This window comes from Parabacteroides sp. AT13, assembly GCF_002272965.1.
In the GTDB taxonomy this organism is placed as follows: domain Bacteria; phylum Bacteroidota; class Bacteroidia; order Bacteroidales; family Tannerellaceae; genus Parabacteroides; species Parabacteroides distasonis.
The window spans coordinates 1,424,480-1,437,779 of the sequence record NZ_NQMH01000001.1; the positions used below are offsets into that span (position 1 = coordinate 1,424,480).

The 13,300-nt window shown below is 41.5% G+C and carries 9 protein-coding genes, 1 tRNA gene and 2 pseudogenes; 5 read left to right on the plus strand and 7 right to left on the minus strand.

The annotated features are described in order from the left end of the window. Positions 1-3: 3 nt before the first annotated feature. Positions 4-963, minus strand: coding sequence for a nitrilase family protein (locus CI959_RS06195; protein ID WP_057316277.1), 960 nt, complete (start codon positions 961-963; stop codon positions 4-6). Positions 964-1,058: 95 nt separating this feature from the next. Between CI959_RS06195 and CI959_RS06200 the strand changes: the two genes are divergently transcribed. Together CI959_RS06200 and CI959_RS06205 are read left to right on the plus strand one after the other, a co-directional pair. Beyond that, complete coding sequence (locus CI959_RS06200; RefSeq protein ID WP_008779105.1) at positions 1,059-1,568, plus strand: GNAT family N-acetyltransferase; 510 nt, start codon at positions 1,059-1,061, stop codon at positions 1,566-1,568. Next, on the plus strand, positions 1,565-2,188 hold the full coding sequence (locus CI959_RS06205; protein WP_036618767.1) for a chloramphenicol acetyltransferase: 624 nt from the start codon (positions 1,565-1,567) through the stop codon (positions 2,186-2,188). Before CI959_RS06200 ends, CI959_RS06205 begins: the two co-directional genes overlap by 4 nt. A 149-nt stretch (positions 2,189-2,337) precedes the next feature. On the opposite strand, the gene CI959_RS06210 is transcribed toward CI959_RS06205, so the two are convergent. Together CI959_RS06210 and CI959_RS06215 are read right to left on the minus strand one after the other, a co-directional pair. After that, complete coding sequence (locus CI959_RS06210; RefSeq protein WP_057316275.1) at positions 2,338-3,486, minus strand: acyltransferase; 1,149 nt, start codon at positions 3,484-3,486, stop codon at positions 2,338-2,340. Positions 3,487-3,826: 340 nt separating this feature from the next. Next, on the minus strand, positions 3,827-6,880 hold the full coding sequence (locus CI959_RS06215; RefSeq protein ID WP_008779102.1) for a DUF6383 domain-containing protein: 3,054 nt from the start codon (positions 6,878-6,880) through the stop codon (positions 3,827-3,829). Positions 6,881-8,516: 1,636 nt separating this feature from the next. On the opposite strand from CI959_RS06215, the pseudogene CI959_RS21760 reads away from it, so the two are divergent. Together CI959_RS21760 and CI959_RS06225 are read left to right on the plus strand one after the other, a co-directional pair. After that, positions 8,517-8,978, plus strand: a pseudogene (locus CI959_RS21760) (phage integrase SAM-like domain-containing protein); the annotation flags it as partial. Next, a complete protein-coding gene (locus CI959_RS06225) occupies positions 8,961-9,962 on the plus strand; it encodes a PDDEXK nuclease domain-containing protein (protein ID WP_036633227.1) in 1,002 nt (333 codons plus the stop codon). The pseudogene CI959_RS21760 and the gene CI959_RS06225, both read left to right, overlap by 18 nt. A gap of 61 nt (positions 9,963-10,023) precedes the next feature. Here the strand turns inward: CI959_RS06225 and CI959_RS06230 are convergent, their stop codons facing one another. The 4 genes and pseudogenes from CI959_RS06230 to CI959_RS06245 all read right to left on the minus strand — a co-directional run bounded on the left by CI959_RS06230 (position 10,024) and on the right by CI959_RS06245 (position 12,004). Then, positions 10,024-10,824, minus strand: coding sequence for a GNAT family N-acetyltransferase (locus tag CI959_RS06230; protein ID WP_057316271.1), 801 nt, complete (start codon positions 10,822-10,824; stop codon positions 10,024-10,026). 77 nt (positions 10,825-10,901) lie between these two features. Beyond that, positions 10,902-11,087: pseudogene (locus CI959_RS06235) on the minus strand (methyltransferase); the annotation flags it as partial. A gap of 30 nt (positions 11,088-11,117) precedes the next feature. After that, positions 11,118-11,795 carry a GNAT family N-acetyltransferase gene (locus CI959_RS06240; RefSeq protein ID WP_036629099.1) on the minus strand — a complete coding sequence of 226 codons (678 nt, stop codon included), beginning with the start codon at positions 11,793-11,795 and terminating at the stop codon, positions 11,118-11,120. A gap of 125 nt (positions 11,796-11,920) precedes the next feature. Then, positions 11,921-12,004 (minus strand) — tRNA-Leu (locus CI959_RS06245). Between the two features lie 203 nt (positions 12,005-12,207). On the opposite strand from CI959_RS06245, the gene CI959_RS06250 reads away from it, so the two are divergent. Beyond that, entirely contained in the window at positions 12,208-13,290 is a 1,083-nt protein-coding gene (locus CI959_RS06250) for a mannose-1-phosphate guanylyltransferase (RefSeq protein ID WP_005859880.1), read from the plus strand. The last annotated feature ends 10 nt before the right edge of the window (positions 13,291-13,300 follow it).

Sequence of the window (13,300 nt, forward strand, 5' to 3'; positions counted from 1 at the left end):
TATTTATTTGCTATTTGTTGTTTCTGTTAACCATGCTACCTTTTGATTGGACTCATGCGGTTGGCCGATAATATCCGCATAAAGTTCCGGACGACGGGCATTTCGGTAACGATATCCTCCAGCCTGTCTCAATTTCTCAGGGATAGCCGTAGCGATCACGAAATCATCACCCAGTTTACGGCATTCCGCCACGATATCGCCGAAAGGATCCAGAATCATCGAGCAACCGTTCTTGATCTCATTATAATCACGCCCGATCGGATTGGAGAATACCACATATACCGCATTGTCGTACGCCCTAGCGGGAAGCCATTTCATAAGCCAAGCACGTCCCTTCAGGCCATCGAACTCCTGTCGCAAGGAAGTCGGGTCGTTTGCCCGGTTCTCCCATAACATAGGATTTATCAAACCAGCCCCGGGGCGAGGGGAAGGGGTACACATCGTCACGTGAGGCATGAAAATGATATCCGCCCCTAATAAGGCCGTGGCACGGACATTCTCTATGATATTATTATCGTAGCAAATCAATATGCCACATTTCCATCCCTTGATCTCAAAAACCACATATTGATCGCCCGGCAAGATATTCGGATTAATAAACGGATGTAGCTTGCGGTACTTTGCCTTCAAGCCATTGCCATCCACGCAAACTTGCGCTTTATAGATACGATCCCCATGCCGCTCAAAGAATCCGGCCAGTAGCGTGACGCCAAACTCTTTGGCGATGGCGATCAAGGCTTGCGTACTCTCCCCCGTGGGGATCGGTTCGGCAATAGCCAACAATTCCTCGCGAGACAAGTCCTTGGCAAACGTATATCCACAAACCGAGCATTCGTGAAAAGCCACTACATCCGCTCCCTCTACCGACGCTTTCCGGCACATCTCCCGGATGATAGAAAGATTATACACTTTATCGTTATCCCGTGTCTCGAACTGCACGGTAGCAATTTTTAATGGTTCCATGATATTTTGATTTAATTGGTTTATATATTTTTCGACTAGATTCGCAAAGATAACAATAATATACTACTTTTGCGGGATAACTTTTTCTACCGATCATGAATATCAGACGAACACGACAAGAAGATCTGGCCGAGGTAATGGCTATGTACGATTATGCACGCAGATTCATGCAAGAGCATGGCAACGGCAATCAATGGATCAATGGATATCCTTCCGAGGAATTGATCTCCAACGAGATCAAGGCCAGCCATAGTTTCGTATGCGAAAATGAGCAGGGCGAGTTAGTGGGGACCTTTTGTTACATCGAGGGAATCGACCCTACTTACCTAAAGATCTATGAAGGCGAATGGCTGAACGATGAACCTTATGCCGTGATCCATCGCATGGCCTCCAACGGTAAGCAAAAGGGGATCTCGACCGAATGTCTAAAATGGGCATTCGCTCATTGCGATAATATCCGTATCGATACACACCGGGATAATATTGTCATGCAAAACTTATTGAAAAAGCATGGCTTCAAGCAATGCGGTATCATTTACATCGCGAATGGTACGGAACGCATCGCTTTCCACAAAATAGTAAACCCAACAAATAAAGAATCATGAAGCATCCTATTGACCTAGAGCATTGGAACCGGAAAGAACATTTCCTGTTTTTCGGTTCTATGGACGACCCTTTCTTTGGACTGACCACCCAGATAGACGTGACCTCCATCTATAAAGAGGCGAAAGCGGATCATGCCTCTTTTTTCCTCTACTCCTTACATAAGATTATGACAGCCGTTAATGAGGTGGAAGAGTTCCGGTACCGGATCATCGACAACATCCCTGTCTGCTTCGACCGAATCCACGTGGGAACAACGATTGGGCGAGAAGACGGAACATTCGGCTTCGGCTTCTTCGAATATACACCGGACAGGCAACTGTTCCTTCAAAACGCACAGAAAGAGATCGAACGTGTGCAAGCTCTCACAGGCCTTTGCAAAGATAGGGAATCTGACCGGCAAGACCTAGTCCGTTTCTCCCCGGTCCCATGGATCGCCTTCACGGAGATGAAACACGCTTCCTCTTTCCGTACAGGCGATTCCGCTACCCGCATCTCCACCGGAAAGCTGATCGAGCAGAACGGACATCGGATGCTCCCTATCTCCGTAACGGCTCATCATGGCTTGATGGACGGCAGACATGTGTCTATCCTCTTAGATCGTATAGCGGATAAAGATTGATAAAACAGCGAGACACCCCCGACAGTCAGCCCAGTACTCCCGGCGGGAGTACTCCAGTACCACGTAGGAAGTACTTCGGTACTTTCATCAAAGTATTCCAGTACTCCTTACGAAGTACTGGGGCAAGTCTATAGGCTATCCAATCGGGCTTATTTACGTACCCGCAAGAAACGTTTGGTCAGGTACCTGCGGACAGGCTCGTCGTATATCCTCAAACTGATATAAGCCAGCGCAATACTTCCGAGAACCAAGGCCAATGCCTCCGGCCATGCCTCGGCAAATGTAAGGTTCTCCTTCTTCACCCACCCAAAATACAAGTATATAAGAGGGTAATGTACCATATACAAAGGATAAGAGATATCTCCCAAGAATTTACAAATACGGGCGGAATGCTTATCGGTTGTCTTCCCGGAAGCCCCCAGATAAACAAGCATAGGGAATATCAGGATCGCGCATACGGAATCATAGATACCGTTCATCCATAAGGTCTCACCATTACCGACATAGGGCATGGAGAGTAAAACGACGATCGCCAGGCTACAGATCCAAAAAGCACCTTTGACATGAATGGGCTTAAAAACGCGCGACATCAACAATCCCATCGAGAAAGAAAATAACACTCGTAAAAAGCCACCGATCAAATTGTACTCTTCCATCGTCCACCCCACACCTAGGTGCCCCGCACCGGAAAAATTGAATATAGCGAACGAAGCCAATCCGATTCCCGCCAAGACAATAAGTGCCGTAAGCGCCTTCGTTGACATCCGACGAATAAACAAAGCATACATAATATTTCCGATATACTCGAAGAACAAAGACCAACTAGGACCATTCAAAGGAAACATCTCACCATTTCCACGGATCTCAGGCCCGGAACCGGGTACAGCCGGTATCAAAAAAAGGTTGATAAGCAAAGCTAGCATCACCATGGATATAGAGACATGCGTACCATCCCACTTCTCACACCCTTGTATATAAAACGCGATAACTCCCAAAACGGCTCCAAGGACAACCATCGGATGCAAACGGATCAATCGACGTTTGATAAAATCCTTTGTTGTCATGGTTTTCCACCGGTCGTCATAAGCATAACCAATCACGAACCCGGACAGGATAAAGAAGAAATCAACGGCTAAATAACCGTGATTAAATTGTTGATCAATGGGACTCGTAGCAAAGGCTTCGAATACATGATAAAATATAACCATTAACGCTGCGACACCTCTCAATCCATCAAGAAGGTCATAATGAGGTTTTGTGTCCGCAAATGCGGCCGCTGAGATTTTTGAGTTTGACATTAATTGTTTGAGCTTATTTTTGATACTACTATTACTCCTAATTTCCGCAAAAATACAAAAAGGCCCCATCTTTCACGTTATTAGACAGTTCTTTTTTCATTAGTTACACATAAATAAGGTCGCAAAATACGAAGTCCCCAGCAAAGCTTACGCCTGCCGGAGACTTGTTTCTTTATCCGTACTCCATCCTCACGGAGGTACTTACGGACCTCTTAATTTATTACTTTAGTATTAATATTAATCCAACTCCCGCCTGTTCATCCGTCACGGATTACTTGGGATCGAAACCCTCACGGGAATTGTTGATTATCTTATTTCATTATTCCTTTATTGAATATCCTTATTTTACAGCTACTTTCACGGTCTCGTTACCTACCGTTACGAATACTACACCAGCAGGAGCGGCGATAGTAGCGTTGTCGGAAGTAAGAACTGTCTCAGCAACTGTCTGGCCTAATACAGTACGAACGTAAGCAGTCTCGCCTGCGGCACCTTGGATAGTTACGACACCGTTACCGGCTACAACTACGATAGAAGATTCTTTTGCGTCGATAGATTCGTTGGCTGTCGGAACCTCTGTGCCAAGCGTGAAGACCATTGCCTTTTCTGGATTTGTTGTTAAACCTAACATACCATTCAAAGCATATACATAAGCTGTCTTATAAACATCACCCTCTTTGACCTTTCTTTGAGAAGAAACGAAATATTCATCATCTCCCTCCGCAAGTGTGATATTAAACTTGAACGCATCCAATCGATCTGTTGATTTCACGCTCTTGTCATCGTTAAGCTCCTTAACAACCTTAACGGTCTCACCTTTCACGGTAGTAGTGATTGTATCAACCCCCGTAAGGATAGCCGGGCGGAAAATAACCTTCGTCTCAGACTTGCCTGAACCTTCCAAATAATATTTCTCGTCCGTATATTCCTGAGCAGAACCTTCCACGAAATAATGCAAAGAATCTGTCGGATTGAACATGAACATTCTTTCAGCCGGTTTTTCTTCACCTTCAGCCACCTCAATACCCTTAGAGATATAGAATGACGGAGTCTTAGCCTTGCTATCCGCTGTATCCAACCAGAAGATCATGCTTTCAGCGGACAAGATGCCCTCGTTGAAGCCATTCTTATTCAACTGATAATTGATAGAACCTAACATATTGTCGAAAGAAGCGTGACGAGGTTTAGCGGCCAATGACGGGTTGAACGGATTAGCGTCCAAAACCTCAACGTTAGCGTAAGTCTTATTAATATCATCAGCAGATTGGTAACGATTGGCCGCATAAGTAATAGCCATAGAAGTAGTATTTACGCTAGCCATTTTTGCACTACTACCAGTTGAGCCATCATAGCTAAGCTTACCGTCTGTTACAGCGCTCACCGCAACTAAAGAATAAGCGCCAGCGGCATTCTTAACAACAGCGAACTCTGTAGCGGCATCAGCAGCCTTATCTCTAGATGCGGCAGCGCCAAGATATTTAGCATCATCACCTTTGGCTTCCGTATAGCGTAAAACATAAGTCGGAACAACCAATGTATCGCCATCAGCCTTCATGACAACCTCTCCCTTATCATTCAAATAAGCGAAAGCATTTGTGCTTATCACATAATCCTCAACACCTTGCAGAGATTTAGTAGAATGATCTTTCGCTCCCTTTATTCTTTCCGGATAAAGAACAATTAAATTCTCCTCTTTGGTTGAAGCCTTCATTGTTTTAGTAGCATTGTCATCAATAGCGTAAAGAGCTTTCTCTCCAAATAACGCGTCCTTACCATTGAATGTCATCTTAAAGCCTTCTGCGATCTGAGTATCCGTGAATACCTTATATCCGTCCGTACGAGTCGTAGCGATCGTGTTGAACTTAACGGAAGTATTGTTTGCTAAAGCTAACGCTGTTGTTACACCCTTATTTGCGGCGATTGTTACATCAGTGCCGTTGTACTTAGCGTTAACTACCTTATAGCCACCTTCAGCGCCATTAGGTTGTAAACGTAATACTAAATCATCACCAGTCTCACGGTTTGTCAATGTAAATTCATATTTGCCGTTGAAGCCAGAAACGATCCATTGTGATACCGGCATAGTGAAATCTACGCTATTATAAGCGGCGACACTTAAGCTTGAACCATCAGCAGGATCTATTGTCAAATACTTATGGTACTCAGTTTGTGAATCAGCCTCATCATTCTCACTCTTGGTTGAGCTAGTGAAGTAGATATTAACCACATTCTCAATGTTCTTCTTCAACAATACTGAAGCGTCAAGGTAAGAGTTTTCACCTAGTTGAGGATGGATAGCGGAATATTTCGTTCCTGACATTAGAACAGAAGTAACATAAGTTTTCGTATCAGAAACAGATGGCTTAACAGCAGCTACGTAAACCTTCGTCGCGGCTGTTGTTTGATCTTTTTTCTTATAATCAACAGTCAACGTCAATTTACCATCCTCATTCAATACGTCTTTCGCCGTAATCGTAAAGTTTGCGTTAGAGCAAGAGTCAGCGTTGGCCGTAGCAACCGATCCCTTCATCCAATACAAAGCATATCCCTCATTGTCTTGCTTACCATTGATGTCATAACGATTAGAGGGATCTAAAGCTAAGAATGTAATTTCTTGAGCCGCTGTCAAGATTGCGTCATTATCTGGAGTCTCTGCATTTACCGCACTAACAAATGCCTTAACTTTCTTCGAATCACCTTTCACGAAATAAGTACCGGCAGCCAACTTATTCTCATCAGAAGGTTGAGTTGCCGCAACCTCATCCGTAAATGATACGGGAACAACCTTATCAAACAAATTTCCAACCAGTTCATTCGTTGTATAATCGAATGACAATGTTGTGCCATTTGAATTATAGTCATTCAAATAAGCGGCATCAATACCCTCTGAGCAAGAGAATGCTTTCAAGCCAGTCTTTACTTCTTTTGTAGGTACAGTTACTGTATACAAACCTGAGAATTTCAACTTGCCCTCTGATACAGCGAACTTAGCATTCAACTCAGAAAGATTCTTGTCGGTAGCGGCAGTCAACGCATTACCGTCTTTACCGGTAACTACTTGATAAGCCACACCACCAACATTAGCCCACAACTCAAAAGAGTTAGATGAATAATTACGGATAGTAAATACGACTCCTGTAGTTGCATTACCATCAGCATCACCAAAAGAAATAACCTTCTTTTTGTCCTTTGTCGTAAGAACATCTGTAACCTTCAACAATTCATTCTCAGACGCACCTAGATAAAAGCTCATTCCATTAGCAAGAGCCGTCTTATTCTCGCTATAGGAAATTACGGTCTTAGCCGTAAGATCAGTAGCGGCATACGCAGCATTAAAAGCAGGTCCACCTAGCAGTAAACCAGCTGTTAACAAGGTAAAAATCCTTTTGTTCATAAATTCAAAATTTAATATTAATAATAGTGTTAATTAAAGTCCATCCCGTCGTTTAGCACCCTTGTTTTACTCGAAAACGACTAGTCTAAACGATCGTTTAAACTAGTCGTTTCTATCCCATAAAAGATTGTCAAACATCAAGGTTTTTAACTATATATAATGTACAGGCGTACATTAAAATAATGTAAACCTATCAAAGCATAAGATCTGAATCAAGCTTCCTCTTTGACACAAAAGTATTGATAGTACCGCTAGCTTCGAGTTATAGGTATTTTATAGGCTCACCCGATAATCATTGGGGATATCTTCAGGCTCATCTATATTTCAGCCGGCAGCCTAAGATAAGTCGACCTACAGAAATATAGAAGTCGGCCAACAGATGAGATCATGGGATAACCATTGCCATATAAATCGCTGTCTTATATCCTGTTAATCAACAGGCCAACTCACTTGAGAAAGGCTTCCCAAGTGAATAACTAACCACTTCCAGACTCGTAAGCTTACGGCTACCCCCAGCCGTAAGTTATTCACCTGACAAGGCATAAATTATACATTAAGCGTCTCTCCCCCGATGGTTATCGGGAAATGGCAGAGGAACTATAGATACAAGTAGCCCATTTGTCTTTTTGACAACTTGTAATCTTAAGTCCCAGAGAAACGATTATTCCGTACCTAAGTGCGTCTCGCTTCCAAATTCGAGAGAAAAAAACAGCAATTCTCTGTTTGATAGCCGTTTGCTGAAAAACAGCCTTCCGTTCCAGCCGAAATAATTCACCCTAGTTCATGTTTTACGGTCGTTAGGCGGTAATAATGCCCAACGCTACCGCATGTGAGGGCCGATACCTATATATGTGTAGGCTTACGCCACTATGTGTGTAGCTTGACGCGACTATATGTGTGGGTTGACACTGCTATATGTGTGAGTTGATACAGCCATATGTGTTGGTTGATACGTATATATTCGTTAAAAAGCGACGCTTATCGTGTTAAAAAGCGGTTGCGGCAGCTTGTTCGCACTCCCCGCTTACGCTCGTTGGCTTTTATAGCCAGAGAGCCGTGTCGTAAAAAAGAAGGTATTTCAATCAAAAAGATACCATTCATCGCATTAAGCTGACATCCGCAATTCTTGTCTTATCCCTTTGAATTAAGTCTGTCCCCAATAAATATCGGGTGAGCGTTTACTTGATTAATATTGGTAATATATGAACGATGAATCTACAGAAAAATATCTTGAGGCAACGATTCGTCAGCAACCACGTCACTGGCTCATAGACAAAAAACGAAACGGCAGACATCTCCGCCGTCCCGCCCAAAAGAGATAGCCTTATCTCTGTTTGTACACATGTCAAGGTTGGTTATTTACTGATATCAGGGCCTATATAAACCCTGTTTTTCATATCGTGCGTAAACATAAGACTTTTTTTCGACAAAAGAGCAGATTCCTTCTTCTTTTTGGGAATACATGTTCTAAACATGCCACACTACCTCTTGGCTACTAGCGTGAGCTTCTATTATAGAGGAACTATGAAAAAGCATTTTACATCAAAACATAAAGCTAAATCCTTTCTTCTGCGAAGCATTGAACCGTTCAATCTCCAAAGAAAGGGATTTCTTTAACTGATTAGCCATAAATATTAAGAAAGACCTGCGTATGATGCAAATTGCTTTCAGTCGTTTTAAGGATTTTCTGAAAGAACAGTAGCCATTATATGAATGTAACATCAAGCCCGAACTTATTACTAAAGATATGATGGTTCTGTTTGTAGACTATTTGCAATCCCGTAGCGTTGGCGAGGGAGCAAAAAGTATCTATCAGCGTTTCAAGAAAGTGATACGCTATGCCATCGAACACGATGTGATACTGAAAGACCCGTGTAAAGAAGTAATTTGCAAGGTAGACGACCAAATGTTACGGAAAGATGTGCTTTCACTGGAAGAAATTCAGGCTCTTATCAACTGCCATTATGAGAATGAGAACCCAATGGTAAGACGTGCCTTTATCTTCTGCCTATATTGTGGTTTACGCTTCTGTGATGTGAAAGACCTTACATATAAGAATGTAGACTACTCAAACAAGCTATTGAAGTTTGAACAAAACGGTGAAGACCGTGCAGCCTATGGTGAGCAACTCTTGAAGAAGCTGGAAAAACGACTGAATACCAAAGGGCTGAATGAACGTCGATTCCGGGAGTTCAGACGTTTGTATCTTGTTTATCCACAGTTGAAAGAAGAGGTTTTAGGCTATGTTATGTCGGGTTCGGGAATTCGGCGGTTGCCGACCGCCGAATTTGAAACAGAGATTCGGCGGTCAGTAACCGCCAAATTGCAAGTGGTTTCAGAAATAGCAAATAATGACTGGAAATTGGCTGCAGAAAAGCTATTTAACAGATTATCTTCTACGCATTTGAATGCAATATCTGCTATTGACAATCCTATTAAACGTGCCTTTTATGAAATGGAAACGATTAGGGGATGCTGGACTGTAAAAGAACTGGAACGGCAGATTGATTCATTGTACTACGAGCGTAGTGGATTATCTAAAAACAAAGAAGCTCTTTCTGCATTAGTACAGCAACAGGCAGTTCAACTACAGCCTGCGAATGTAATAAATACTCCCTTGACCTTAGAGTTCTTAGGGTTAAATGAACGGGCATTAGTTACAGAGAATGATTTAGAGCAAGCCATCCTTGATAATTTACAAAAGTTCCTTCTGGAAATGGGACACGGCTTCTGCTTTGAAGCTCGCCAAAAACGCATACTGATAGATGAAGATTACTTCTTTGCTGACCTCGTTTTCTATCACCGCATATTGAAATGCCATGTCATAGTGGATTTAAAAATTGACAAATTCCACCATGAATATGCATCCCAACTGAATATGTATCTAAACTACTTCAAAGCAGAAGTAATGCAGCCCGATGATAATCCACCAATCGGTATTTTGCTTTGTACTGAAAAAGGAGATACTTTAGTTCGTTATGCCACAGCAGGATTAGACCCAAATATTTTTGTACAAAAGTATAAAATCCAGTTGCCCAGTGAGGAAGAATTCAAGAGATTTCTTTCAAAGGAGATAGGCTAACAACTTTCAATAAAAACAAAGGTTTAGTTCATTTTAGATATACAAGAGAAATGGACTAAACTTAATCTATAACCTTTTCATTATAAAACCTCAAAAATTCCATTTCACCCACCTGCTTTAAAAATTTCTGATTTTCAATAAAGTCTTGTCCATACTTTAACCAACGTTTTGTAAAACCTTTGAACTTAGTACAAGGAAATAGATGACATTGGTAGCAGTGTGTTATTCCTTTCTCAACGCAACACAGGTAAAATGTTCTACATTTTTCACAGCGGGTTTTGTTTTCCTCTGCTCCCTGACAAATTTTTTCATCTCGTGTGTAGCTTGGACAACCGCCACAGAACACACCACAAGCAGGAATACGACCATGATATGGTTTTATTACAGATAAGGTTTTTGCCATCCAAAAATTAGTCAAATTCAATTTATTTGCCTGTCGTTTTTGTTCCTTCTTCACCACGTATTTTTGCTTCTCAAAGAATGGACGAGCAGTTAGACTCACTTCTGATGTGATTTGTATAATACCTTTTGTAATAGCATATCGTTCTATTTCTTCCAAAAGCATAGTTGCAATGCCTTTGCCTTGAAAGTCTGCGTGAATGAACATAGAGTACAGATAGCCTTGCGGCGTAATGGATGAAAAACCTACAATCTGAGACAGTTGATTAACAGCCACAATAAAATAGTGAGTCTTTATCATTTCCTCTATATTGGAAAGATCATCTCCGCATGATGCCCAATCTTCAACTTCATCCTGTGAATAATCACGCCTGTTTACTACAAGCACGGTATTCTTATACAAATCTCTCAGTTCAGCACTATCAGATTGTTGCGCTATTCTGATTTTAAAGTCCATTTTCATCTTTGGTTTTGTATCTTTTCGTATAATACCTTATTATCATTAAGGGTTAAAACATATATCTGTTTTTCCGAATTTTCGTTGTATCCATCTTTGGCAATGGGGATCGTAAGTCTGCCTGTACCACAGCACAGTTCAAGTATTTCAGCCTCCTTATTTTTCGGTAGCCACTTTTTGTAGAATTGCAAATCAGATAGAAAGGTATTTAATCCATCATATATATTTGCATCATAAATCAACTCACCAACCTTGTAACCTATATTCATTTATATTCTCCAATATTCATTGTTTCATGTTTATATACCAAACTTATTTCTATTCTCTTTCGTGTCCGGATGGGATAGTGCGTTTATGTCAGCCCTACTGATACATTCATTAAATTGCAAGGCAATAATTCGGGGGTCTATCATTATCTCTTCTTTGCTATATTTATCATTATTACCCCATTCGGTTTTAAGCTGCGCATAAATTATATCATCTACCCAATCCCCACGCAAATAATAGCTCTCCTTAAAGTGAGCTTCCTTTCTGAACCCCAATCGCTCTATTAACTGGATAGAAGCTGTATTTCTCGGATCGACTGAGGCTATAATCCGATGTTTATCGAGCGTTCCAAAAAGATAATCAACTATTGCTTTCAATGCTTCTGTAGCATAACCTTTTTTCTGATAATCTTTATGTAGTGTACATCCAAGTTCAGCCTGCATATTGTTGTGATTGGTAAAGCTAATTCCCATATCACCAATTAACCTGTTTTCATCTGCAAGAATAATGGTAAACTGAAAACATATATTGGCAATATCCATTGTCGCCGGCATATTGCTAATATAATCACGGACTTCTTCAACTGAATCAGGAAACCATCCCTGATACTTATTTTCCGCAAAGTCAGAACGGTAAGAAAAAATGCTTTCTGCATCTTCCGGTTCAGCAAGCCGTATGATTAATCTTTCTGTTTTAATGGGATATTTCACCTTGTTGTTTATAAATTCATGAGTTGAGCAAAGATACAAAAATTGTCTAGCCGTGGATAGTCCTGCCGAATAATTACATACAAAAAAAGCTTGACTGATTACTCAATCAAGCTTTTCAACTTCAGTACCCAGAGCCGGGATCGAACCGGCATGGAAGTGAATCCACTGGTGTTTGAGACCAGCGCGTCTACCAATTCCGCCATCTGGGCATTTTTGATTAACCTTTTAGCTTTAGCAGTAGGTTTGTTTCTCAAATGCGTTGCAAAGGTACAGCTTTTTTTTAAACCCGCAAGCGTTTGGGTAAAAATTTTCAAATATTTTTTTCACAGTGGGAATATGTATGGGATTGTTTCGCATAGAAAGATTATTTCGTTACATTTGTAAACGTATAATCATAATAACAGCCAATATCATGAAAGATAATTATTGCGTCATCATGGGAGGCGGGATCGGTAGCCGTTTCTGGCCTTTCAGTAGAGAAAGTTACCCAAAGCAATTCCTTGATTTTTTTGGAAGCGGACGGTCTTTACTGCAAATGACATTTGATCGCTTCGCAAAAATCATCCCTACTGAAAATATATACATCGTTACCAACGAATCTTATGCGGACTTAATCAAGGAGCAGTTGCCGGAATTAGCGGAAGAACAAATACTTTTGGAACCGGCTCGTCGCAATACGGCTCCTTGTATCGCTTATGCGGCTTATCATATTAAGGCATGCAATCCGGAAGCCAATATTGTCGTAGCCCCTTCCGACCATCTGATCTTAAAAGAGGATGTTTTCTTGAGGGACGTTCAAAAGGCGTTGGATTTCGTGAAGAGAAACCGTGCGTTGGTCACTTTGGGCATCAAGCCTAGCCGCCCGGAAACAGGATACGGATATATCCAAAGCAGTGATACGGTAGTAGATGATTTCACCAAGGTGAAGACCTTTACTGAAAAACCGGACCTCGAGTTGGCAAAGGTATTTATGGAAAGTGGAGAATTCTTCTGGAATTCTGGCTTGTTCGTCTGGAACGTGAATACGATCTTGGAAGCGTTCTCTAAATATCTCCCGGATATCAGCAGCCGTTTCGATCTAGGTAAGGATAAATTTAATACCTCGGAAGAAAAAGCGTTCATCCAAGAGAATTTCCCTTATTGCCTAAATATATCCATCGACTACGGTATCATGGAGAAAGCGCACAACGTATATATGCTATGTGTAGATTTCGGTTGGGCTGACCTCGGTAGCTGGGGATCTTTGTTCGACCTAGCGAATAAAGACGAAAATGAGAACGCAGTATTGAAAAATAACGAGGCAATGCTATACGAATGCTCCGGCAATGTGATCGCATTAAATAACCCGAAACGTCTAGCCGTTATCCAAGGGCTAAAAGATTGCATCGTGGCCGAGTCTGGAAACGTATTATTGATTTGTAAGAAGGATGACGAACAACGTATCAAACAATTCGTAGCCGACGCTAAAATCAAATACGGAAAAGAATACAACTAATTAAGAATTG